Annotated in this window: 19 protein-coding genes; 6 read left to right on the top strand and 13 right to left on the bottom strand. The window is 58.6% G+C overall.

The genetic code is table 11. The features are described 5' to 3' along the window. Window position 1: 1 nt before the first annotated feature. From B5V00_RS00275 to rnc, 5 genes are all read right to left on the bottom strand, one after another. Window positions 2–1,720, bottom strand: coding sequence for a response regulator (locus tag B5V00_RS00275; RefSeq protein ID WP_085008323.1), 1,719 nt, complete (start codon window positions 1,718–1,720; stop codon window positions 2–4). 262 nt (window positions 1,721–1,982) lie between these two features. After that, a complete protein-coding gene (gene der / locus B5V00_RS00270; RefSeq protein WP_085008321.1) occupies window positions 1,983–3,296 on the bottom strand; it encodes a ribosome biogenesis GTPase Der in 1,314 nt (437 codons plus the stop codon). A gap of 99 nt (window positions 3,297–3,395) precedes the next feature. Then, on the bottom strand, window positions 3,396–4,295 hold the full coding sequence (gene era / locus B5V00_RS00265) for a GTPase Era (protein ID WP_085008319.1): 900 nt from the start codon (window positions 4,293–4,295) through the stop codon (window positions 3,396–3,398). Then, window positions 4,285–5,316: an elongator complex protein 3 gene (locus B5V00_RS00260; RefSeq protein ID WP_085008317.1), complete on the bottom strand. Its 1,032-nt coding sequence runs from the start codon at window positions 5,314–5,316 to the stop codon at window positions 4,285–4,287. Before B5V00_RS00260 ends, era begins: the two co-directional genes overlap by 11 nt. Next, window positions 5,313–5,993 (bottom strand): ribonuclease III, encoded by a 681-nt coding sequence (gene rnc, locus B5V00_RS00255; RefSeq protein WP_085008315.1) that lies wholly within the window; start codon window positions 5,991–5,993, stop codon window positions 5,313–5,315. Before rnc ends, B5V00_RS00260 begins: the two co-directional genes overlap by 4 nt. 241 nt (window positions 5,994–6,234) lie before the next feature. Between rnc and tmk the strand changes: the two genes are divergently transcribed. From tmk to B5V00_RS00230, 5 genes are all read left to right on the top strand, one after another. Next, the gene (gene tmk / locus B5V00_RS00250) at window positions 6,235–6,888 is read left to right on the top strand and encodes a dTMP kinase (RefSeq protein WP_085008313.1); all 654 of its coding nucleotides are present in this window, start codon (window positions 6,235–6,237) and stop codon (window positions 6,886–6,888) included. Continuing rightward, window positions 6,885–7,856 carry a DNA polymerase III subunit delta' gene (holB, locus tag B5V00_RS00245; RefSeq protein WP_085008311.1) on the top strand — a complete coding sequence of 324 codons (972 nt, stop codon included), beginning with the start codon at window positions 6,885–6,887 and terminating at the stop codon, window positions 7,854–7,856. The genes tmk and holB overlap by 4 nt, the downstream gene beginning before the upstream one ends. A gap of 48 nt (window positions 7,857–7,904) precedes the next feature. Further along, complete coding sequence (locus tag B5V00_RS00240; protein WP_139800599.1) at window positions 7,905–9,074, top strand: PSP1 domain-containing protein; 1,170 nt, start codon at window positions 7,905–7,907, stop codon at window positions 9,072–9,074. 11 nt (window positions 9,075–9,085) lie between these two features. Then, window positions 9,086–10,621 carry a methionine--tRNA ligase gene (gene metG / locus B5V00_RS00235; protein ID WP_085008309.1) on the top strand — a complete coding sequence of 512 codons (1,536 nt, stop codon included), beginning with the start codon at window positions 9,086–9,088 and terminating at the stop codon, window positions 10,619–10,621. An 83-nt stretch (window positions 10,622–10,704) separates the two neighbouring features. Beyond that, on the top strand, window positions 10,705–12,087 hold the full coding sequence (locus B5V00_RS00230; RefSeq protein ID WP_085008307.1) for a TatD family hydrolase: 1,383 nt from the start codon (window positions 10,705–10,707) through the stop codon (window positions 12,085–12,087). A gap of 17 nt (window positions 12,088–12,104) precedes the next feature. Here the strand turns inward: B5V00_RS00230 and B5V00_RS00225 are convergent, their stop codons facing one another. The 4 genes from B5V00_RS00225 to B5V00_RS00210 form a co-directional block, all read right to left on the bottom strand. After that, on the bottom strand, window positions 12,105–12,782 hold the full coding sequence (locus B5V00_RS00225; protein WP_085008305.1) for a response regulator: 678 nt from the start codon (window positions 12,780–12,782) through the stop codon (window positions 12,105–12,107). A gap of 159 nt (window positions 12,783–12,941) precedes the next feature. Then, window positions 12,942–13,283, bottom strand: a complete 342-nt coding sequence (locus B5V00_RS00220; RefSeq protein WP_085008303.1) for a PilZ domain-containing protein — start codon at window positions 13,281–13,283, stop codon at window positions 12,942–12,944. Window positions 13,284–13,405: 122 nt separating this feature from the next. After that, complete coding sequence (locus B5V00_RS00215; protein ID WP_085008301.1) at window positions 13,406–15,829, bottom strand: AsmA family protein; 2,424 nt, start codon at window positions 15,827–15,829, stop codon at window positions 13,406–13,408. Next, entirely contained in the window at window positions 15,826–16,305 is a 480-nt protein-coding gene (locus B5V00_RS00210; RefSeq protein ID WP_085008936.1) for an EVE domain-containing protein, read from the bottom strand. The genes B5V00_RS00215 and B5V00_RS00210 overlap by 4 nt, the downstream gene beginning before the upstream one ends. 239 nt (window positions 16,306–16,544) lie before the next feature. On the opposite strand from B5V00_RS00210, the gene hcp reads away from it, so the two are divergent. Further along, entirely contained in the window at window positions 16,545–18,176 is a 1,632-nt protein-coding gene (hcp, locus tag B5V00_RS00205; RefSeq protein ID WP_085008300.1) for a hydroxylamine reductase, read from the top strand. 80 nt (window positions 18,177–18,256) lie between these two features. On the opposite strand, the gene B5V00_RS00200 is transcribed toward hcp, so the two are convergent. The 4 genes from B5V00_RS00200 to B5V00_RS00185 form a co-directional block, all read right to left on the bottom strand. Then, on the bottom strand, window positions 18,257–19,531 hold the full coding sequence (locus tag B5V00_RS00200; RefSeq protein ID WP_085008298.1) for an OmpP1/FadL family transporter: 1,275 nt from the start codon (window positions 19,529–19,531) through the stop codon (window positions 18,257–18,259). A gap of 31 nt (window positions 19,532–19,562) precedes the next feature. Continuing rightward, complete coding sequence (locus tag B5V00_RS00195) at window positions 19,563–21,593, bottom strand: PilZ domain-containing protein (protein ID WP_085008296.1); 2,031 nt, start codon at window positions 21,591–21,593, stop codon at window positions 19,563–19,565. Between the two features lie 338 nt (window positions 21,594–21,931). Then, window positions 21,932–22,732 (bottom strand): class I SAM-dependent methyltransferase, encoded by an 801-nt coding sequence (locus tag B5V00_RS00190; protein ID WP_085008294.1) that lies wholly within the window; start codon window positions 22,730–22,732, stop codon window positions 21,932–21,934. 30 nt (window positions 22,733–22,762) lie between these two features. Next, on the bottom strand, window positions 22,763–25,066 hold the full coding sequence (locus tag B5V00_RS00185; RefSeq protein ID WP_085008292.1) for an HD-GYP domain-containing protein: 2,304 nt from the start codon (window positions 25,064–25,066) through the stop codon (window positions 22,763–22,765). Window positions 25,067–25,110: the final 44 nt, after the last annotated feature.

Genomic DNA, 25,110 nt, shown 5'->3' with positions numbered 1-25,110 from the left:
TTCATACATCCTGCAGTTTCAAACGTCGTTCAAGCAGCGCCTTCTCCATCGCCAAACCGGCCTGGGAAAGAAAGATTTCCAGCGATTCAGTATCACCGATGGGGGTCTTTTCCGGAAGGTTGTCGCCATAAAGCAGGGCCACCACCTTGCCTTCGCTGAGGATCGGCCCAAGGAAAATTTCCTTGGGGCGACCGCCCCCCAGCTGTTCCTGCAGGTAACGATCCCACTCGGTCTCGCCGGGCTCGGCCTTGAGCGGCGTCATCATTTTCAGGGCCGACGCCAGAACCGACGATTCCTGACGAGGAATGGCAATGCGGCGAACATTCAGGTCCGCGGAGGAACTCTTGAGTTCGATGCCGAACTGGCCCAACCCGACGACAATATCGTCCTTGACCAGGAAAATAACGGCCCGGTTCATCAACTCGCTGGCAAACCGCAGTACCAGCAGGATGATACCGCCGCCAAGGGACGGGTTGTTGAGTTCCTGCAACATGCCCTTGAGCAGATGGAGTCCGGGCGACTCAGGCCCCCTGGAAGAGCTGAGTCCCGCATCATCCCCCAGCTCGGCGATCAGTTCCCGTCCGATATTGTGATAGTCTCCGGATGGCGGCCTCTCGACGCCGGGTTCCCCGGCTCCGTCACCGGCGATGATCCGGTCAGCCAAAAGCTGCAGTTCCCGTTTCCCGTCACCGGAGCGAAGAACATCTTTTTTCGGTTTCGCGAGAACCGCCGGGAAACCTTTTTCACGCAATTTTTTCTCGGCATCCTGATTGGGATGATCGGTCAGCACGTAGGCCTTCGCTTCGGGACAGATATCGGCAATCCGGTCGGCCAGCTCCAGGCCGCCGAGGATGCCGCTGCCATCCATGCGCGGCATGATCAGATCCACGACCAGAACCGGTCGACCGCCACTGCCGGCAACATCTCCCAGTGCCTTGAGAAAGGCACGACCATCGGCGAAGGAGCGCACATTGCGCCCCCGTTCCGCCAACGCCTCGGCGAGCAGTTCACGGGTCAAGTCGTCATCATCAACCAGCAGAATCGGTTGTTTTTCATCACCGGTCGGGGCAAGAAGCAGATCTCCTTCGTCAAGCGGAAGTTCACTTTCGGCACCGCCCGCCTGTTCCTTGACAGCGACCAGATCGCCGAGCAGTTCCTCAAGATCGGTGACCGGCTCAATCGGCGTCTCTTCGGGATCTTCGCCACGATGCCTTTTTTCATCGATGATGCGACTGCCCTCCATGGCCAGCCATTGGGGGTTGAGCCCCTGGTCGAGCATGAATTGCAGGGGATTGACATGGACCTGGGCGGGATCTTCCTGCTCTCCGAGTTCGAAGGAAAAGGCGCCCTCGGTCCAGGCAAAGAAGCTGTAAACGATCTTCTCCACCTGCTCTTTGACCACCTCTTCGATGGCATCACGGGAAATCCCGAACTGTTCCGAGAGAATGGTGCCGAGCCGCTCCCGCTCCGTCGAACCGGCCTGCAGTTCAAGCGCCCGACGCAGGGTATCGAGATCCACCAGTTCCTTGCGCAACAGCAGATGACCGAGATTCTCGCGATAAACACTGGAGGTAGCGCGAATAACCTGGCCATTATAGAAAATGACCTTCCCTTCGCGGCCGCGACTGCTCAGGGTCAGTACGCCGGACTTGCGACTGAGGCTGACGATCTGGAGGATATCCCCCAGGCCGAGGTCTTCGAGGTTACCGACTAGACTCATAAATCTCTGGTGTCAGGGGGCCGGGAAAGGTCCCGGAATACCCGTAGAAAGGCGAAAAATTAAATGAAAATAAATATATCCCAGGGTTGGGGACAAGTAAAGTCCTTTCCCCCGCCCAAATCCACCGGCTGTTTTGCGAACCGAGGGTGACGGGACGGGTGGAGATGCGAGGCACCGAACCGGTAAAGGCAACGAAGCAAGATTCATCCGTGACGACACCCGAATACCGAAATTGCCGGTGGATTTGGGCCTCGGAACAACCTCAATGGCGGCGGTCCTGATAGCGGATCCGCAACGGTGACCCGGTCAGCCGCAACGCCCGGCGGAACTGGTTGGCCAGGTAGCGTTGATAGGAAAAATGCACCCCGTCTGAACGGTTGACGAAGATGGTGATGGTCGGGGGCCGCACCCCGGTCTGGGTCGCGTAAAAGAATTTCAGCCTCTTGCCGCGGAAAATGCTCGGCGGGTGCGCTTCCGTCGCCTCCTGCAGAACCTTGTTGATGGCGGAGGTCGAGAGCTTGCGATTGAACTCCTCGCTCAGCTTTTCAACCTCGGTCATGATTTTTGAAACCCGCTGGCCGGTCAGGGCGGAAATGAAGACCACCGGCGCATCGGGCAGGAACTTGAATTTGCCGCGCAGGTCCTTGATATACTGCCCCATGGTGGTGTGATCCTTTTCAACCAGGTCCCACTTGTTGACCACCAGCAGCACCGCCCGTCCCTTCTCTTCGGCATAGCCGGCAACGGTCAGGTCCTGATCCGTCACCCCCTCGCCGGCGTCGATCACCACCAGCACGATATGGGCTCTCTCCATCGCTTTCAGCGCCTGGACGACACTGAATTTTTCCAGTTTCTGACTGACCTTGCCCTTGCGCCTGATGCCCGCGGTATCGATCATCAGGTAGTTTTTACGGTTGTAGACAAAAGGGGTGTCGACACTGTCGCGTGTCGTACCGGCGGTTGGATTGGCAACCACCCTCTCCACCCCCAGCATCCTGTTGATCAGCGAACTTTTACCGACATTGGGACGACCGATGACCGCCAGGCGTGTCTCCTGCTCAGATTCCCGCGGAGGCACCTCTTCCGGCATCAACTGGTGAAGGCGGTCGATCAACTCACCGACACCACGGCCATGGGCCGAGGAGATCGGCAGCAGGTCGTCCAGACCGAGGCTGTAGAATTCTCCCAGCGCCAGTTCCTGGCTGTCACCATCGATCTTGTTGACCAGGAACAGCACCGGCTTCTCAACCCGGCGCAGCATCGCCGCGACCTCTTCATCGGAGGGCGTCAACCCCTCACGACCATCGAAAACCAGCAGGATGATATCGGCCTCTTCGATCGCCAGCTGCGACTGTTCCCGCATCTGCGTCAGCAGCCGGTCTTCGCTGGCAGGCTCGAACCCGCCGGTATCAATCAGCATGAATGGACGGTCGAAACGATCGACCCGCGCATAATTGCGATCCCTGGTCACACCGGGAACATCCTCGACAATCGCCTTGCGTTGACCGAGCAGACGATTGAACAGGGTCGATTTACCGACATTGGGCCGGCCGACAATGGCAACCACAGGCAACATGGAAACTCCAACTTTCTCCAAGTGTCACAGGACACCTGAACTTCTCTAATTCATATAGTTTACAGCTTACAGCTTACAGTTTTCAGTTTGCTGATCACGTCACTCGTATCCGAATTCACGCAACAGGCGATCGGACCGGGTCCAGTCGCGATCGACGCGGACAAAGAGTTTGAGAAACACCCTGGTGTCGAGCAGGCGCTCGATGTCGAACCGGGCGGCCTGTCCGATGGAACGGATCATGCTGCCCCCCTTGCCGACCAGAATACGTTTGTGCGGTTCCCGTTCAACGTGAATGACGGCATGGATCTCCACCAGATCCCGCTCCGGCTGATCTTCGAACAGTTCAATCTGCACCGCGGTCCCGTAGGGGATTTCCTTCTGCAGTTTTTTCAGCACCTGCTCGCGAATCATCTCGGCAACGATGAATCGTTCCGGCTGGTCGGTCACCATCTCTTCGGGATAGAGCGGCGGACCTTCCGGAAGATGGGGCAGCAGAGCGTCAAGCAGTTGTTCGATACCATCTCCCTTGAGAGCCGACACCGGCACGATTTCAAGAAAATCGTGCAATTCGCTGTAGCGCCGGATCAGGTCGAGCAGGGCCGGCGGCGCGACCCGGTCGATCTTGTTGATCACCAGCAGTGCCGGACGACCGGACTGGGAGATGGAACGAATAACGGACTCTTCGGCCGCCGTCACCGGGCGGTCCGCTTCAACCAGCAGCATGATGCAGTCAACATCATTCATGGCGCCGTGCGCCTGGCTGACCATGTAACGGTTGAGCTTGTTGCCGGCCGCATGGTGAATGCCGGGCGTATCGAGAAACATCACCTGGGCATCAGGACGATGCAGGATGCCGAGAATCCGGTTGCGGGTGGTCTGGGGTTTGGGCGAGGTGATGGCGATCTTCTGCCCGAGAATACGGTTGAGCAGGGTCGATTTGCCGACATTGGGACGCCCCACCAGGGCGACGTAACCGCCGCGATGAACTTCATGCTGCATAATATGCCTCACTATGGGAACCCGCCGCAGCCATCTCGGGCCAGGAAAAGAGTTCGGAACCGACCAGAAAAGAATGCCGGTCCAGGGTCCTGGATGTCCTGACAGCCAGGGGGCCGAATCTCTCCTGCAGAAAACGGAGATTCGACCTGCGGTGACCGAGGACATCACTCAGGCTGACGGGTGACACCTGGATAGTACCATTTTTTTGTTCCAGGGCGGCGGCCAGCGCACGGCGCCACAGGCGACAGATGACCAATTGCCCCAGGGCCGGATGCCGGGGCCCGGCAACAGCCGGCACGTCCAGCGGCGGCAGGCCGATACGAATGACCGGAATCCCGGCCCGCAGACAGGTCAGCAGCATGTCAGCACAGGTTTCAACCGCCTCATCCAGACTCCAGGCCCGGTAACGGCCACGGAGCAGCATCTCCTCCAGCGGCGTTCCGGGCAGCACGACGGTCGGGTAGATGCGGATAAAGTCGGGCCGCAACTGCAGGGCCTGACGCAGGGATGCCAGCGCCTCGGCCCGGTCCCCGCCCGGCAACCCGGGCATCAACTGCAGACCGATCCTGACCTTCAGGGAATGCAGGCGCGCCACCCCGGCCCGGATATCGGCCGCGTCATGCCCCCGACCGGCCCGTTCAAGAACCCGGTCGGAGAAACTCTGGCAGCCGACCTCCACGCAACTGACCGGCCGGCCGTGCAGGATTTCAAGCTGCGCGTCGCCCAGCCCTGCGGGGTGCGTTGAAATCCTGATCCCCCGGACGCGGCCGGCTGCGACAAAGACACCGGCAACATCCAGGTACGCCCGCTGCAGGGATAACGGCAACAGGCTGAAACTGCCGCCGTAATAAGCGATCTCGCCGGCTCCGCGTTCCGGCAGCCAGGTCGCCAGCGTCTGCTGAACCTGCTCCGGGCTCCAGGACCGGTCGCCGTCAGAATGTATTTCCTGCCGGCAATAGACGCACCGGCTGCGACAGCCATAACGGGACAGGAAAATCGGGTAAATCGACCGGCACTTCACGACTCCAGCTGCCGCAGAGCTCTGGCGGCGGCCTGCTGTTCCGCCTGTTTCTTGGTTCGGCCGCGTCCGGCGGCGATCGTTTCCCCCTGAAACCGGACTTCAACCAGATAACTGCGGTCATGGTCAGGCCCTTCACTGCCGGCCAGAACATAACTCGGCAACTGGCCATGGCGCGCCTGCAGAATTTCCTGCAGGCGGGTTTTGGCGTCCAGACCTGACTTGGTGTCGACGGCGCGCGTGATCAACTGCTCCAGCAACCCGAGAATCACCTTCCGTGCCGCGTCGAATCCGCCGTCGCAGAAGACCGCTCCAAACAAGGCCTCGGTCGCGTCGGCCAACAGGCTGTCCTTGTCCCGACCGCCGGTCAACTCCTCCCCCCGGCCCAACCGCAACCGCTTGCCGACACCCAGGTCGCGCGCCAGGAAACTGAGTCCTTTTTCACTGACCACCTCGGCACGAATCCTGGTCATCTCCCCTTCGCTGAGAAGCGGCTGTCGGCTGTGCAGTGCTTCACTGACCACCAGGTCGAGAACCGCGTCACCGAGAAACTCAAGCCGCTCGTTGTCCTGCGCCTCTTCGGGACGGTGCTCGTTGGCATAGGACTTGTGCGTCAAAGCCTGGCTGAGAAGGGCCTGATCGACAAACCGGTGTCCGAGTCGTTGCTGCAGGGTATCCATAAAAGGGTTCCAATAGTTGGTGGATTGGCGGTCAAAACGGGCTGAAGTATAGCTGTTTTGCCTTCTCGAAGCAATCACCCCGGGTGAAACCCAAATCCACCAGCAATTTCGGGATTCACCCGTCCCGTCACCCTCGCTCCGCAAAACAGCCGGTGGATTTGGGTTAAATCTCTTGATTCTTTCAGGAGCGGTTCTCTATAATGCTTCTCTTTCAGGAGTCATACCTCAATCAAGTGAATTCATGGCGTTTTTCATCACACTCGAAGGGGTCGAAGGCTCCGGCAAAACCACGCAGGCCGAACTGCTGTCCATCTGGCTGGAATCAAACGGCTACGAGGTCCTCAGAACCCGTGAACCGGGAGGCTGTCTCATCGCCGACCGGATACGGGCCATCCTGCTTGATCCCGCCCATCAGGGGATGGCGGCCGACGCGGAACTGCTGCTCTACGCGGCGGCCCGCGCCCAGCACGTAGCCGAGGTCATCCGCCCCGCCCTGGCCCGGGGTCAGATCGTCATCTGTGACCGCTATACCGCGGCCACCCTGGCCTATCAGGGCTACGGCCGAGGGCTTGACCTCGACCTGATCAGGACCATGAACAAGCTGGCCGTGGGGACTGCGCGCCCTGATCTCACCCTGTTGCTCGACTACCCGACAACCGCCGGCGTCGCCCGGGCCCGGCAGCGAAACCGGGTGAACAAGGGAGAAAACGAGGGACGTTTCGAAGCCGAGGATGAGGATTTTCACAACCGGGTTCGCGATGGTTATCTTCAACTCGCCGCCGAAGATAAATCGATATCGGTTATTGATGCCCGTGGCAGCATCGAGGAAGTTCAAATGAGATTGCGACAAGCCCTCAACCGGCGATTGCCGCTGCCGGCCCCTGATCGACCATGACTTTTGAACAGATTCTTGGTCATCAGAGCCAGAAGGAGATCCTGCGCCGGGCGCTGGCATCCGACCGACTGGCCCATGCCTACCTGTTTGAAGGACCGGAAGGTATCGGCAAACGCCTGATGGCGCTGGGCGTGGCCAGGGCCGTCTTCTGCAGCCGGGGAACCGGATGCGGGGATTGCGTCGCCTGCCGCAAGGTCGACCATCACAACCATCCGGACCTGCATCTGCTCGAGGTTGAAGGGACCAGCATCAAAATAGACCAGATACGCGAGCTGCAGCGCAGCCTGTCGCTGCGGCCGCTGGAGGCGAAGAAGAAAATCTGCCTGATCAACGGCGCCGAGTATCTCAACCCGGCAGCCGGCAACGCGTTGCTCAAAACTCTGGAAGAGCCTCCCGGAGACGCGCTGATCATCCTGCTGTCGGCCCACCCGGACCGCCTGCTCAGCACCATCCGGTCCCGCTGCCAGCGGCTGCCCTTCAGGCGTCTGCAACGGGACGTGCTGCAACAGGTTCTGCAGCAGCAGCTCGGTATCGGGGACGCGGAAAGCCATGTCCTCTCCGCCCTGGCCGAAGGAAGCTTTAAAAAAGCTTTCGGCAAAGATCGCCGACTCTACCTGGAACAGCGCCGGGAACTGCTGCGTGAGTTGACGGCACTCACCGGCGGCTCGATCCTGCCGCGTTTCGAATTCGCGGAGAAACTGGCCGGCCAGAAGGAACAGCTGCAGGAAATACTGGGGATCTTTCAAACTTTTTTCCGGGATCTGCTGCTGCACAAACATGGCCGTCCGGAAAACGAGTGGGTCAACCTTGACCTGCGTGAAAAAATTGAACGTGTCGCCCGGCTGGAAACGGAAGAAAGCCTGCTGTTGAAGCTGGACGCCCTGGCGGCAACGCGTCTCCAGCTGGAACGCAATGTGAACCGGCAACTGGCGATGGAAGTTCTGCTGCAGCGACTGGCGCCGGCCTGACCACATGGCCACATTGATGCCCTTCTTCTGCGAAAGCATCAACATTCAATGGAAGACAAACGACGTATGCATATCGTAACGATAAAATTCCGCGACGCCGGAAAACGCTACCATTTCAACGCCCAGGATTTCGACCTCGAAGTCGGTCAGCGGGTGGTTGTCGAAACAGACCGCGGGCGCGCCCTGGGAACAGTGGTGACGCCGGTCGAAGAGCGGAGCGAAGATGACTGTCCCCGAGAGTTGAAAAGCGTGGTTCGCCTGGCGACCGAGGAGGATCTCAAACTGGCCGCGGTCAATTCCACCCGCGAACAGGAAGCGCTCAAATTCTGCCAGCAGCGTATCATTCAACGGCGCATGGAAATGAAGCTGGTCAAGGCGGAATACCTGTTTGACGGATCCAAGATTATTTTCTTTTTCACCGCCGACGGGCGGGTCGATTTTCGCGAACTGGTCAAGGATCTGGCACACCACTTTCATACCCGGATTGAAATGCGCCAGATCGGCGTTCGTGATGAAGCCAAACTGGTCGGCGGCCTTGGCGTCTGCGGCAGGGAACTCTGTTGCTGCACCTTTTTAACCGACTTCACCCCGGTCTCGGTCAAGATGGCCAAGGAACAGGGGCTGGCGCTGAATCCGAACAAGATATCGGGCCAGTGCGGCCGTCTGCTCTGCTGTCTCAGCTACGAATTTGAAACCTACTGCAAGTTGCGCAAGGGGCTGCCGAAATGCGGGAAAAAGATCGAGGTCTGCGGCTGCAAGGTTCAGGTTCTGGATGTCAATGTCCTCTCCCGGGAAGTTCTGCTCGGCACCGGAGACGGCAAAAAAATCAAGGTCACCGGAGAGCAGCTCGCCTCCGGGGAAATCGAGGAGTTGACCGGGGCGGCCCGGGAAGATTCCCGACAGTCCCGGCCGGATCGGGATTCGGCGGGACGCCAGGACCGGCGTGAACGGCGCAGCGGTGATAAACGCCGAAGCGGCCGCGGCGATGGAGACCGTCGCCAGGCGAAATCGGGCGGAGACAACAAACAGGAACAGAAGCGGGAAAAGCCCCGGGACAAACAAAAAACAACCGGCGATCGGTCACAGGGCAGACCGCAGGACAGACATCAGCCGCAACGCAACCAACCACAAAAACCGCAGCAGCAGCCGCAACCGGGCGACGGCAAGCCCAAACGCCGGCGGCGGCGCAGGCGGCGTAAACCGCAGACGACGGAATAGGGAGCCGATTCATGTCGAAAAGTTTTTACATCACGACCCCCATTTATTATGTCAATGACGTGCCGCATATCGGGCACGCCTACACCACCCTTGCCTGCGATGTGCTGGCCCGCTACAAGCGCGCCCGCGGTTACCAGGTTTTCTTTCTCACCGGCACTGACGAGCATGGTCAGAAAGTTGAGAAGGCGGCCCTGACCCAGGGAGAGACCCCGCTGGAACTGGCAGACCGGGTCATGCAGCGGTTCCAGGGACTGTGGGAAAAGCTGAACATCGCCAACACCGATTTCATCCGCACCACCCAGGAGCGGCACAAGGAAGGCGTACGCCGGCTGTTCGAACGGATAGAGGCCAAGGGAGACATCTACCTCGGGGAGTACGAGGACTGGTACTGCACCCCCTGCGAAACCTTTTGGACCGAAACCCAGCTGATGGACGGTAACTGTCCCGATTGCGGCCGACCGACCGACAAGCTCAAGGAGGAATCCTATTTCTTTCGTATGAGCAAGTACCAGCAGCAGTTGCTGGAACATATCGAGCAGAACCCCGATTTCATCCAACCGCGCAGCCGCCGCAACGAAATTCTCAACTTCGTCAAGGAAGGCCTGCGCGATCTTTCGATTTCCCGGACCACATTCAGTTGGGGCATCCCGGTTCCCGGCAATGACAAGCATGTTATTTATGTCTGGTTCGATGCACTCTCCAACTACATCACCGCCCTCGGCTATCCGCAGGACGAGGATGGCAAGGTGAAGAAATTCTGGCCGGCCGACGTGCAGGTGATCGGCAAGGACATCCTGCGTTTTCACACCGTCTACTGGCCGACCTTCCTGCTGGCGGCAGGGCTGCCGTTGCCGAAAAAAGTGTTCGCCCACGGCTGGTGGACCGTCGAAGGGCAGAAAATGAGCAAAAGCCTGCGCAACGTCGTCGAGCCGAACATGCTGATCGACAAGTACGGGGTCGATGCCATCCGTTATTTCCTGTTGCGTGAAGTTCCCTTCGGTCTCGATGGAGATTTCTCTCATTCGGCGCTGGTTCATCGCATCAATTCCGACCTCGCCAACGACCTCGGCAACCTGCTCAGCCGCACCAGTTCCATGGTGCACAAGTATTTCGCCGGCATCCTGCCGGCTGCCGGGGAACTTGAAGAGATCGATCGCCGCCTGATCGAGGAACTGGTGCCGCAGACCATCGCCCAGGTCGATGAGCAGATGAACGCCCTGGCCTTCAACAAGGCACTGATTTCCATCTGGGGCCTGATCGCCGCCGGCAACAAGTACATCGACGACACCGCTCCCTGGACCCTGGCCAAGGATCCCGCGCTGCAGCCGCGTCTCGCTACCGTCATGTACAACCTGATGGAACTGCAGCGCCTGATCGCCCTGCTGGTTGCCCCCTTCATGCCGCAATCCGCGGAAACCATTCTCGCCACCCTGGGATGTGATCCACAACAGACCGGCCTGGTCGATAAGGACGGCTGGGGCGGACTCACGGCCGGAACAGCCATCGCCAAGGCCCCGCCCCTGTTCCCGCGGGTTGAGATAGCGTAGAATACTAGGTTGCCGCACATAGATCGACCGCAATTCGGGGCGCTTTTTCAAGCGCCCCATTCGGTTTGACACGGGAGTTGAAAATGGCGCTTGCCCCCCTTATCGATACCCACGCCCACCTCGACAGCAGCCAGTTCGGCGATGATCTCGACCAGGTCCTGCTGCGGGCCGAAGAAGCCGCGATCAGCCACATCATCACCATCGGCTGTGATCTCGAAAGTTCCAGGAAAAGCTGTGAGCTGGCGGCGGCGCATGATTTCATTTATGCCGCCGTCGGCTTTCACCCTCATGACGCAACCGCTGTCAACGATCAGAGTCTGGCGGAGCTGCGGAAACTGGCAGGTCAAGAGAAGGTGGTGGCCATTGGAGAAATCGGCCTCGACTACTATCGTGACCATTCGCCCCGGGAGGTTCAGCGCCAGGCTTTTCTCCAGCAGCTCAACCTGGCCCGCGAACTCGAACTGCCGGTCATCATCCATGACCGTGACGCCCATGAGGATGTCCTGGCCCTGCTGCGGCAGGCCGGGGGGAATGAACTGCGCGGAGTTCTGCACTGCTTCAGCGGTGACGCCGAGCTGGCCCGCGCCTGTCTTGATCTCGGTTTTTTCATCTCCTTTGCCGGACCGGTCACCTACCCGCGCAACGACGCCCTGCGCGCGGTGGTCAAAACCATTCCCACCGAATATCTGCTGGTCGAAACCGATTGCCCCTACCTCGCGCCGCAGACATTTCGCGGCCGACGCAACGAGCCGGCCCATGTCCGGCTGACGGCCGAAAAAGTCGCCGAACTCAAGGGGATCAGCCTGGAGGATCTGTCACGCATCACGCAGCTTAACGCCCATCGGCTGTTCGGTATCGGTACAATCGACCAGAGCAGCAAAATTGCCTACCAGATCCGTGACTCCCTCTATCTGAACATCACCAATCGATGCACCAACCGTTGCCGGTTCTGCGCCAAGTTCAAGGACTTCAACGTCAAGGGCCACCAGCTGAAGCTTGATCACGAACCGGACGCCGCCGAGGTGATCGCCGCCATCGGCGACCCATCCCGCTTCAGCGAAGTAGTCTTCTGCGGCTACGGGGAACCGCTGCTGCGTCTCGACCTGGTCCGCACCGTTGCCGCCTGGCTGAAAGAGAACGGTGTCAAGGTTCGCATCAACACCGACGGCCAGGCCAACCTGGTCCATGGGCGCAATATCCTGCCGGACCTGGCAGGCCTGGTCGATACCCTCTCGGTTTCGCTCAACGCGGCCGATGCCGAAACCTATCAGCAGTGGTGTCAATCGGGGTTCGGCGAACGAAGCTACCAGGCGGTCAAGGACTTTCTCCGTCTGGCCACGGACTGCATCCCCGAAGTGATCGCCACCGCGGTCACTCTGCCGGGAATCGACATTGCCGCCTGCGAGCGGATTGCCGCCGAACTGGGAGTCGATTTTCGTAAACGGGATTACAACGAGGTGGGATGATCACGGACAAAAACAGGTCAGGCCTGTCTGCGCCCCCAACTTTCGGCCTGAATAACGCCATGGCGGATGGCGTAGCGAACCATGTCGACCGGGGTATTGACGCCAAGTTTGCGGATAATTGACGCGCGGTGTTTTTCGGCGGTTTTGGGACTGATGCTCAGCATATCAGCGATCCTGCCGGTATTGTATCCTTCGACGATCAGTAAAAAAACCTGCCGTTCGCGGTCACTGAGCTGCTGAATACCGGAGGACTTTTCCGCCCGGGAAGATTTGTCCAGGTAGGCGCCGACCACATCAGACTGCAACTGCCGGCTGAAGAAATAACGACCGGCGGCAACCGCCCTGACCGCCGGCAGCAGATCTTTGGCCCCGCCCCCCTTGAGCAGATAGCCACGCGCGCCGGCGTTGAGGACCGCCCGCAGGGAATCATCGCAGTAAAAACCGGAGAGGATCAGCACCCGGGGAGGATGGGACGCGGCACAGAGCTGCCTGGTCACCTCGGTCCCGTTCAATCGGGGCATCTCGAGGTCGAGGATGACGAGATCGGGTCGATGTCGTGACTGTTTTTTCAGGGTATCAAGGCCATCTTCCGCTTCGGCGACAACCTCGATATCCGCCTCTCTTTCCAGCAACCGGCGGATTCCTTCCCGAACCACACTATGGTCGTCGGCAACGAGGATTTTGAGTTTTGCCATGGCCACTTTCAGTTCTCCGGCTGCAAGAGTAACATTGATGAAAGTTTACCATGTTCTGCTCAATTGGCATCTGCACTCCAGAAAGTCCTCATTTGCTTTGGTACGACAAGCATCAGGCATGATGCTTTCCCAAGAACACAAAAGGTTTTTGCGACGCCATCAGGCATAGCGCTTGTGCAATTCGACACAGAAGCGCCGATAGGCATCCTGGCCGGAATTGAATCGCCGGATCTTGATGCCCATGCCACCCTTGACCCGGTGAAGAAGATTCGGCGGGACTTTTTTCGCCCAGCGAATGCGGCCTTCGATGCTGATGACTTCTCCGTCGGGAGTTCTCAGTTCAACCTGCAGGATCGTCCCGGGGCGCAGGACAATGGCGGACTTGATGAAGAAACCTTCGTCGGAAATGTCTTCGGTGAAACCGACCCGGGAGGGTGCTTCCACCCCATACTTCACCTGAATCCGTTTACGGTGACGAGGCTGATTACGATTCTCTGCCAAACGACCCCTCCTTGACTATCACCTGAATCAGTTGAGTCCATAAATTCAGCTGTTTATAATGAAAAAAAACCTTTTTGTCAAAACAACCGTGCCGCCGCCTCTCGGCAGACCATCCCGGACCGTCACTCTCCGAGCAGACCACGCAACGTATCTTTGAGCAATTTTTCCGGCAGGGATCCACCCCCCGTCGTATCGGATGAGTTGTTTTTTTTCTGCAGCTTTTTTTCCAGTTTGCGTATCAGTTGTTTCTCGGCCATCCGGCCCAACCTGCGGCTGTCGAGCCCCACCTTCGGGTCATCAAAAGTCCCTTCTACTTTCAGCGGCAACAGGGTCCAACCCTGTTCATCCTTGATCAGTCGGCCGAAAAGCCCGCGACGATCAAGCTTCGCCGCAACCGCGGGAGCGAGGCTGGTCGGCAACGCCAGGTCGACCCTGCCGCCGAACCGGATGCTTCCCTCCGGCGCCATGCGCAGGTCACGACCGGCGATCACCCCTTTGACCAGGGCCTTTCCAGCGACGATTTTGAACGTTCCGTCGGCCTGATGCATCTCGATTTTTCGCAGTTGATCAAGCCCCAGCAACGCCACCAGGCCACGGCTCAACCTGGTCCCGTCGGCAATCCCGTCCTGCAGAGACAGCCTCCCCTGTCCCTGCAGTTTGCGCTGCAAAGAAGCCCGGGTCACGCCCCTCCCCGAGAGGGTGCCCTGCAGTGACAATCGACCGCTGAGACTGCCCGCCATGTCCGGCAACAGGACCTGCAGCAGAGGCGCGACCGCCACGTTCTGCAGCTGCAGGTCCGTTCGATAGGCGAACCCCTTTTTGCCCAGGTCGATCTCTCCGCTGCTGTTGATCTTTCCGTCAGCCAAATCCGCGCTCAGCCGGCGTATCTGCAACCGGTTGTCGGCGAGATGATAGTCCATCTGCAGATTATTTATTTCAAGACCGGAAATCACCCCGGCGCCGACAGCAACCGAACCATCCGCCACCAGGGGGATTTCGATGGGGCCGGGTTCTTCATCACTGCCGGACACAACCGGGCGCGTTCTCTGGTCAACAGGCACAACCGCACCCGCCCCGCCATCCCCGGAAGCGGCCGTATCATCCGGCAGCGATGTCGCGGGGAAAACCTTGTCGAAATTGAAGGACTCAGCCGAAAACCGGCTCTGCAGCTGCAACGGCTTCTGCGTAACATCCTTGACCGCCAGTTGCAGCAGGGCGGTTTCATCGCCGATCCGCAACTGCAGTTTCCGACTCGCCAGACCGTGTCCCACCAGCTGCAGGGTTCCGCTCAGGGCGGGCCGCAGACGGCCAAGATTGACCTGAACAGCATCAAGCGTCAGTTCTCCCGCCTGCAGCAGCGAAGCCGGATCATCAAGCGGTCCCCGCAACCCCAGCGATCCGGATATCTTCCCGGCGGGATCAAGCTGCCCCAGCTGCGGCAGCAGACCGGCCGGAAGTGCGTTGAGAATAGCCCGCATATCCTGGTCCTGCCAACTGAGCCGCAATTCGGCTCGCGGCACCTTGTCCAGATGATCCAGATTGCCCTGGATCCTGACACTGATCCCGTTGTAGCTGATCATGGTCGGACCGAACGTGACCAGCCCGGTGGTCCTGTTGACATTGAGATCGGGAGCAATGACCAGGACGGCATTCTGAATCGGCAGGTTGCGCAACGCATCAAGTTCAAGATAAACCTGTTGCAGGCGAAGCTCTCCGCCGAGACTGAAATCTTTCCTGTTACCGGCGAACTGGAGCGTCCCCTGCAGTTGCGCGCGACTGAAAATTCCCGGCAGCAGATCTTTGCCGTAAGGAGCCAGCGGCGCCAGGTCGAAGTCGGTAAACCGCAGCTGCAGATCATGCTTGCGGCGTTGCGGATCAAGCAGACCGTCCAGTTCGACCCGTCCGCCGTTGAGTTCCAGCGCGACAGCAATCGGGAAGGGGTTTTCCAGGGAGAGATTCTGCACCCGGAGATTGATATTCTGAAGCACAAACCGGTACGGTGCCCTGGGGTTGAGCCGTCGGTCGGTCACGTCCAGCTGCCCGTTGGTCACATCGACGGCCCGTATCAGCAGCTTGAAGGGCAATCCGTCATCCCGGTCGCTGCCACCCGGGGCCGGAACCGGCGATGTTTGCGGAGCAACGGCGGTATCCTGCTCAGCGGATGCCGGCAGACCGGCAAAAACCCAGGCACCGGCAGCGGTACGCTGCAGGCGGGCGACCGGATGTTCAAGGCGAACCCGGTCAATCATCAGCTGCCCGGTCAACAGGGCCCAGAAACGGTACCGCAGCACTACCCGATCGACCTGCAGCAACGGCTCCCCCCCCTTGGCCGGAACCACCAGCTTATCCAGAGTGATGCCGCTGAAAAGATCGATATCGACCATCCCGATCTCGACCGGACGTTCAAACACCCGTTCCACGACCGGCACCACCGCCTGCCGGACTCTTTCCGGCGTGATCAACACCCGGGCCAGCAGAAAGAGCGCAAGTCCTCCCAGGCAGAGCAGAACCAGCCCCCAGCCGATAATCTTGACGGCAGGTTTCACGGGCGGCGTCCTCCTGTCAGCGGATCGGGCAGACCGCTCAGCTCAAGGATCGCCCGCCACTCGGCGGCGCTGACCGGCTGAACCGAAAGACGATTGCCCTTTTTCAGCACCCCCATGCCGGACAGGACGGGGTGGCCGGCCAGATCGACCCGGGTCAGAGGCCGCGGCAGCGTCGCCCGATACTGGATGTCGACCATATACCAGACCGGGTTGTCCACACTGGACTTCGGATCGAAATGATCGGCGTTCGGGTCGAGCGCGGTGTGGTCGGGATAGCTGTCACGAACCACCTCGGCCAGTCCGACCACGGCCGGCCACCGGATGTTGCTGTGATAGAAAAGAACCCCGTCGCCGACCCGGATCCGATCCCGCAACAGATTGCGGGCCTGATAGTTGCGAACTCCGTCCCAGCAGGTGATCTGCTCCGGTTCATCCTTCAGAGTCTGCAATCCATAACAGCCGGGTTCCGATTTCATCAGCCAGTAGTTGCGGTCAGGAACAGTCAAAATGAAAAATCTCCTCAAAAAAATCAGTGGCTTTGATTTGCGTCAAGGTTGAGGTGGACAAAACGGCGCTAAGGTGACGCCAGTTCAATCGGACGGAAATCATTATAGCGTACCGAAGCTGCCGATGGTTCCGGACAATTGACATCCTGAAAAAATACGATAGCACTAGACGGGTCAAACCCCAAAACACCCAAAAGGAGAAAACCATTATGTTCTGTTACCAATGTGAAACCGCCGCCAAGGGAACCGGATGCGACAAGGTCGGTGTCTGCGGCAAGCAGGCGACCACCTCCGATCTGCAGGACCTGCTGGTCTACACCGTCAAGGGCATCAGCTTCTGGGCCAACCTTGCCCGCGAAAAAGGGGCCAAAGATTCCGCTATCGACCGCTTCGTCATCGAGGCATTGTTCACCACCGTCACCAACGTCGATTTCGATGATGACTCGGTCGCCAAGGTCGTCAGTGAAGCCGTCGCGTACCGCAACCAGGCCCAGGCTCTGTTCGAAAAAGCCAACGGCGGCGCCTACAACGGTCAGGTTCCGCCGGCCGCGCAGGCATGGGACTTCCCCGCCGACCGGGCCGCCCAGCTCGCCCTTGCCCAGCTGCACGGCGTCAAGGATCCGGCCATCGATCCCGATGTACAGTCGATGCGCAGCACCATCCTGTTCGGCATCAAGGGCTATGCAGCCTATGCCGACCACGCCATCATCCTCGAACGTGAGAGCGATGAAATCTATGCCTTCACCCACAAGGCCCTCTCCCAACTGCTCGACGACAGCCTCGGCCTGATGGACTACGTCGGCATTGCCATGGAAACCGGCCGTATCAACCTGGTCACCATGGAACTGCTCAACAAGGCCCACACCGACCGCTACGGACATCCGGTACCGACCCCGGTGCAACTCGGCACCAAGGCCGGCAAGGCGATCCTGGTTTCCGGTCATGATCTGCGCTTCCTGGAGGAGTTGCTGATCCAGACTGAAGGCAAGGGCATCAACATCTACACTCATGGCGAAATGCTGCCGGCACACGGCTACCCGGGGCTGAAGAAATATGCTCACCTGGTCGGCAACTACGGCGGTGCCTGGCAGGACCAGCACAAGGAATTCCAGGCCTTCCCCGGCGCGATCATTTTCAACACCAACTGTATTCAGCGCCCGGCCGAGAACTACAAGGACCGGCTCTTCACCTGGGGACGCGTACAGTTCCCCGACATCAAGCATGTTGAAGGCTGGGATTTCTCCGCAGTGATCGACTGTGCCCTGGCCTGTGAAGGTTTTGAGGACAACCCGGGGCAGGAGATTCTCACCGGTTTCGGTCACAACGCCGTACTCGGTGTCGCTGACAAGGTGATCGAGGCGGTCAAGTCCGGCGCGATCAAGCACTTCTTCCTGGTCGGCGGCTGCGACGGCGCCAAACCGGGCCGCAATTACTACACCGAGTTTGCAGAACAAGCTCCCAAGGACACCGTCATCCTGACCCTGGCCTGCGGAAAATACCGCTTCAACAAGATGGAATTCGGCGACATCGGCGGCATCCCGCGACTGCTCGATATCGGTCAGTGCAACGACGCCTACTCGGCGGTGCAGATCGCAGTCGCCCTGGCGGACGCCTTCGACTGCGGAGTCAACGACCTGCCGCTCTCCTTCATCCTCTCCTGGTATGAACAGAAGGCGGTCGCCATCCTGCTGACCCTGCTGCACCTGGGAATCAAAGACATCAAACTCGGCCCCACACTGCCGGCCTTCATCACTCCCAACGTGCTGAACTTCCTGGTCGAGAACTTCAACATCGCCCCGATCAGCACCCCGGAAGAAGACCTGAAGCAGATTCTCGGCTGACAAGCCACCTGCTTACACGCAAAAAAAGCGGGACCGCCAATCGGCGGTCCCGCTTTTTTGCCCCCTGCAAGATCAGTTATTCAAAACTGGTAAGCGAGACTGGCGGCGACCAGGTGCAGATCGGTGCTGTACTTGCCATTGGCCGCGAACCCGGTTGACGCCCCCACCGCATTGTTTTTATTCCGGCTGCGGTGATGCTCAAAGCCATAGGCCAGGTCAAGGGTCCAGCGATCCAGGGAAAAACCGGCCCCAAGGGTCAGCAGTTGCGCATCGGCGTCGGGCACGGAGGGGTCGAAGGTCGATGCCGGAACCGGATTGTCACTGTAGAGATAACCGGCCCTGAGAGCCACCGTATCGTTCAGCTGATACTCCCCACCGATGTTGAAGGCCCAGGTATCATCCCAGTCACGCGGCATGACATCGCTTGATTGTCCCAGAACAGGCTGGTCGAGATCGACCCGCAACTCGTCGGTCGAACTCCAGTCTTCCCAGCGCCCACCGACCTCCAGCGTCAACTGTCCGCTCGCCTCCCAGGCCAGACCGAAAGTCGCCTGGCGGGGCAGACGGACATCAGCATGCCCACTGGTATCGGTCAGGACCGAGGCCAGCATCGCCGCGTCAGGGGGAATGGAAAAGTTGAGGTTGCCATCGACATCGACATCGATATGGCTGCGGAAGGTTGCGCCGAAATTCACCCGGTCGCTCACCCTGACAAACAGGCCAATATTATAGCCGACCCCCCAGCCATCGCCGGAAAACTGCTGACCGGCATCCGTCAGGGGGCCGAAACCGCCCGGAGGATTGAGGATAATGCCGAGCCCGGTGGAATTGATCTGCCGTTCCAGTTCGGCGTCAAGATAAAGGACATCAAGCCCGGCGGCAATGGAAACCCGGTCACTGAGTCGGCAGGCAAGAACCGGATTGATATTGAAGGTGAACAGGTCGGACCGGGTGGCGATATAACGTCCCTCCCAGCTTTCATCCCACTCGGTCGCAAGACCGAACGGAAAAAACAGCCCCAACCCGGCGCTCCAACGGTCATCGAACTGGTGCGTGGCATAGAAGGTACTCGGGAACTGCAGCGCGTCGTCACCCGGCTCCCGGTTACCAGTGAGGTCACTGGTGAAATCCCGGTCCGCATAGACAAGGGTTGTCCCCGCCTCAACCCGGGTTCCGGGCACCTCGGTCAGCAGGGCGGGATTGAAATAAAGACTCGAAGGACCCGGCGAATGCGCGACAACGGCATTTCCCTGTCCCAGTCCCGCAGCCCCCTGGGTAAAAACACCGAACCCGGAGGCCTGCAGATCCCCGACGTTTCCAAACAGCAGAATCAACAGCAGATAAACCTTTTTCATTGTATGTCTCCCCGTTTCAGTCAGTCCTTCATCACCGGACAGAACTGTGCGCCGCAATAAAATCATCGAGAAATTGCATATATTCTTCACCGTGATAAACATTCAGAATCATCATTTCATAGGTTTTGTCAACCTCAAGTTCGTGCCGGTCGGCATAATCCCGGGGATAAACCATCATCGGCGGGTGATCCAATCCCAGTTTATCGGCAAACCCCCTGACCAGGGTCGTCAACAACCCCGGGGGCAGATCCTCTCCGAGAACGAAACAGAAAATCACCCGGTCCATCCGGGAAAGAGAAAGGCCGGTATCCGATTGATGCAGTTCAACCACGGCCATCAGTTCCCTGCCCCGCTTGATGGAATAAAGATGCCGACGACGGATCATGCCGAGGTTCCGATATTCCTTCTCAAGCACCGTCCGGCCGATCATCTTCGGCTGCAGGTCCAACGCGTCGATCATACAGCCGCCTGAAATCTGCTCGTAAAACCCCGCCAATTCGTCCAGGTCGCCCCTGGTAGTTCGGGCCACGTGCCAATCGGGCGGGACCTTGGCCCAGGCCCATTGATCTTCAATCTCGGGAATGGTTTTGAAATAGGCAAATGCGTCCAGACTGGCGGCTTTCTTGTTTTTCAGCTGGCTGACGATCGCCCGGTAATATTTTCGCGGGAAACGGTTTTCCGGCCGATAAACGCCGGCGACATAACCGATCTTGTCCCGGCTGAGGAAGCAGGCGTTGTAGAAATATTCAGCCAGCTGCTGGATAACTTCGAAGCCGATGGCGTGTTTACCGGACCGCCGGGCCGCGTGATGCTGCTGGAACCAGGTCTGTTCATAGAGACGGATGGCCGAAAGATGCGCCTCGATCTGTCCTTCAACCTGGAACGTGAAGTGGCGGGCGATCGGTGTCTGCTCCAGGTAGGTCTTGCGGAAGGTTTCCTGGAATCCTGCTTTACGCTTGGCCAGCAACAGGTATTTGGAGGGGTAAATAAAGCCGGTTTCGAAAAAAAACTCCCAGAGAGATTCGATATCGACCGAGGGATTCAGATAAGAATGCCTGTTGCGGGCCCGCTGCAGCAGCGAAAGCAGAAGCAGGTGGTCCTGAATTTCGATATCGAGCAGGGTCAGGCCGCACCGCGCCCCCCCGGCCCCGTCATCCGACTCATTCCGGTAGACAACCTGGCCACGACAGGGGATTTCGAAACCGGCTCCCAACTTGATGCACATCTCCGGAAGAATCATGCCGGCAATCAGCATCGACCGTTCCGGTGCCTCTTCGACACAGACTCCCAGGCCGGACAGGTCGGCCACGTTCAGTTCAAGGTAACGCCCGGTCAACGGGTGGCGGAAGGCCAGACTCGGTTCCGGCAGCAGGCAGGCCCGATGTCCCCGATACTTCTTGGTGGGAAACCTGGGGGTATTCGTGTTGACCGGGGCGAGGACAAACAACAGGGTGTCGGCCCCGTTCTCGCTGCGAATCACCATCATCTCCCCGGAATAGATGACCCCTTTGTCACTCTGCAGCGAAAGATGAACGACCTGGTCGGGCATGATCCAGTAGCGGCTGTTGGGGGTATCGAACCCCACCTCAACACACAGCGCGTGGGCGGAAAAATCGGTCAGGACTCCCTGAAAACAGATCCCATGCTGAAACAAGGTGGCCTTGATCCCCGCCAAAGGACGCATGCGGGAGTATTGCCGCTTGGGCAGAGCCTGACCCTTTTTCGGCAACTGACAAACCAACCCGTCTGCCGTGATACGGGCATCCTCGACCGCGAAAGCGAAGGCTCGCGGGGTCCCGGGCAGAATAATCCCGGAGATGACATATTGCGAGCAGTTCTCGGGTAGCTCAGAACGCCAGCCGGCCTCAAGAGCGGTCCCGTCACATGGCAACGGAGCAGCCGTAACGGTCACCATCTGCCCGTACTTGAGATGTGAAAACTGAACCAGGATCAGTTCCTCAAGGAAGTTCAGCCGGTTCACCCGATCAGCCAGTTGTCGCTGGGAAACGGGTCTGGTGTTCTCCTGTCTGGACACATTTTCTGAAGCCGCAACCATGGTCATAAGAACCTACCTAACGGTAGCAGGCCCGGCCGATGACCGGGATTGAATAGTATTCGACCTGAATCAGTGAGTTCCTGTCGGATGAATAGTGCAAGCGCCTGGTCTGAATGTGGTTTCCAGAAATCTGCAGCGCTCCCATAGGTCGCTGGTGATTTCCGGGAAACTCAGACAGATCAAAGACTTGTGCTGTCCGCCGACAAGGGGCCCACTGAGTCAAGTCCGAAGCAGAAGGCTCATTACCGCAGACGGCAAAACCGGTTCCGCATTCTGACCGGACTCACGCGCACAACCGACGGGCACAAGCACCCCGATTCAGGTCATGCGAGCTCTGATCGAGGTCAGCCCAGGGGCTTCGTTCCCCGAACCATGATCAGGGGGGTGTAGATAAAGCGCCGCGGATTGAACAGATGCTCTTTGAATTCGGTCAGGGCGGCCTCGAAATCACCATCATATTCGGCAAAGCGACAGCCGGAATTTTTGACCGCGACTTCGACTTTACTCAACCAGTTCTCACCATCCACCGGGTTCAGTTCACCAAAAAACAGATGATGGGCCTCAACCGCCACATCGATGGCCTCAAACCCGAGATCCACCATGTGGGCGAACAGCCTGCGCCCCGCGTAGGGGTCGAAATCATGGTTCTCCTGCAGGCAGCGCAGCACATCCTGGATGGTGTTTTCCATCCGCTGCGAATGACCGTAATGGAGCAGGCAGTTATTGTCGAGGTCGCCGACGACCAGCAGCCCGCCCGGTTTGAGACTGTGGACCGCGTTGCGGACAACCATCAACTGGTCTTCACGAAAGTATTCCAGCAAAAACCTTATCCAGACCGCGTCGAACTGCACCGGGGACACGTAGGGCTGTCGAATGTCATGCTGTACGAACTCCAGCCCGGGAGCAGCGAAGGAGGCAGCCGCCTCCTGCAGGCGTGAAGGTGACAGATCCAGCCCGGTGGCGTGGCCGGTTTCACCGACGACCTGCTTCAGCACAGCCGTAGTTTTCCCAACTCCACAACCGACGTCAAGCACGCGCATCCCCGGCTTTATTCCGGCCCAGGACGCCTGGCGGGCAACCTGCTCCGAGCGGGTTTTTTTTGCCAGGCGAGCGGCTTCTTCCGGGTGTTCCATAAGATAATTCATCAGTCGACATCCTTTATCAATCAACGGGTTTCAGAGAGATGGGCCGGATCTCGACGCCGGATGCCCATCAACATAATGACTCAAGACCTGCCTGGTTTTTGAATCCAGGCTGGAGAAATGAACCGTAAAACCTGCCGGAAGCAACAGGTCCGGACGAGGCTCGGAATTGATCACAACCACCTTGCCGTGAAGCTGGATCAGTCCCTGTCGCGCCGGCAGGGCGAAGGTGACCGCGACTTCGTCATTTTCTGCCAGTTTTCCAACTTCGTGGCTGTTGATGTAAATTTCTTCCGGACCGATATGAACGCTGGTTCCGGTGATCACCTTGCGCGCCACCTTGACCGAAACCTCGGTCCGGTAACCGGCTCTTCGCTGTTTGAGATGTCCCCAGGGATGCCGCGAAACCGGAACCTTCCCCTGCTCTTCCGGAAGCATGCACAATGAAACCCGCTCCAGGTAGCGAATGAAGGCAGAAACGACCTCGGGCTGAAAGTGCTTTCCCGATTCAGCGAGAAAAATTTCCCGGGCGGTGGAAATATCCATCGGTTCCCGATAGTGCCGATCCGCGGTGATGGCCTCGAAAAAATCGGCGGCGGCAATAATCCTGGCACCCAGCGGGATCTCTTCTCCCTTCAAGGCATTGGGATAGCCGGTACCGTCCCACTTTTCGTGATGAGCATGACAAATTTCCGGGATGTCGGCGTACAGTCCCTCGAAAGCGACCTTTTCAAGGATCTGCCGGGTCCGTGTCGGATGGGTTCTGATAACCGCTCTTTCCTCCTCGCTGAGCGGCCCGGATTTTTTCAGAATGGAATCGGGAATACCGATTTTACCGTAGTCATGGAGCAGAGCCGCGCGACGGATAACATGGCAGTATTCTTCGTTCAATCCCATCTCCCGGGCAATACCGACGGAATACTCGGCAACCTTTTCCGAATGGCCGGCGGTAAGAAAATCGCGGGCATCGATCGAATCGGCCAGAACCTGCAGGGTTGAATCGAACTGAGCCGCCCGGGTTTCAAGCAGTCGGGCATTCTGGATACTGAGGGCAATCGAAGGGGCAATTCCCATCAGCAGGTTGACGTCGGACACCAGCAGCGGCTTTTTCGATTCCAGGTTATCAACCGCCAGGATGCCGATCGACTTGCCCTCCAGAACGATCGGGACACAGAGAAAGCTCCGGGTTTTCAGCGCCTGCAGGAACTCCCTGGACTTGGGGGAAAGAGAGTCCTGAATTTTGTCAACATCGTTGATCAGAAGCGGTTTCTGCTGCCGAAAGGACACGACAAACATACCGCGGCTGTCGGGGTTGTTGAGATTGAAGGAAATCCCGGTGAGAAGGTCCATGAACTGTTCGACATAACCGTAGGCGCCGCAGATCTCAAGTCGTCCGGTCTGCTCATTGGCCAGCAGAATCAGACCACGGTCATAATCAAGGGTTTTTTCCAGCGCATGAACCACCGAATCGATGACCTCGCTGATACTGGTCCGGTTGGCAATGACATCACCTACCGCGGCCGCCATCTTCGTATTGCGATAATTCTGTTCAATCTGATCGGCCAGCTGATCAGAGGTTTCCCAGTGCTGGGCCATCCCCTGTTCCAGGTCCCGGGCCCGGACATGCTCAACCAGCCAGCTGACAAACAGCCCGGCAATCAATCCGGCGGCAAGCACTGTTTTCAGAGCACCGGGCGCAACAACGAAAGTCGCCGGAACAACCACCGCCACGCTCAGAAGTACCGCGTCACGAAACCTTTTCAGAATCGTGGTGCGATTATGCTTCCAGGAAATCAGGTAGCGGCATTGACGCCCTCCCCGAAACATGCACTCGGGATGTTCAATCTTCGGTGCCCCGACATTGAAGCCGTTGATAATCGCTTCGAAAAAGCCGACCCTGTTGTCACATTGAAAGTGTTTTTCCGCAACTCCCGGCCGGGTGGTGACAACAACCTCCACCCTGGTATTGCTGATCTTGCGAAAAGAATAATCGCTTGACCGGGTGAACTTCCTGGTCGACGTACCGATCAGGGAAAAAGCCTTGAGCGGACCGGCAAGACTCAAACCATACTGCCGCATGGCCCCGAGGGTTCCGGGTGAAGCCGCAAAACGCCCCGCCTCCCGGGCGATATTTTCATTGCCCGTCAGTTGCACACATTTTTCATAGAACAGGTCGATTTGCTGTTGGGAAAACCAGTGTCCCTGATCCGCGGTCTCATAGGGCTCCATCCCGGCATATTGCAGAATCGCGGAGCAGTCCACGTCCGGATAACGCGCCCGCAGCAATTTAAGGTAGGTGTCAATGATACGGCTGTTATACAGGGCGGCTGATTGCATGGGTATCCAGGATGAAGCTCAAGCGATTCATTGACCTGACAGGC

It is taken from the genome of Geothermobacter hydrogeniphilus, assembly GCF_002093115.1.
GTDB classification, from domain to species: Bacteria; Desulfobacterota; Desulfuromonadia; order Desulfuromonadales; family Geothermobacteraceae; genus Geothermobacter_A; species Geothermobacter_A hydrogeniphilus.
Note: the sequence above shows the minus strand (reverse complement) of the source record. Positions and strands in the feature narration are given on the sequence as shown.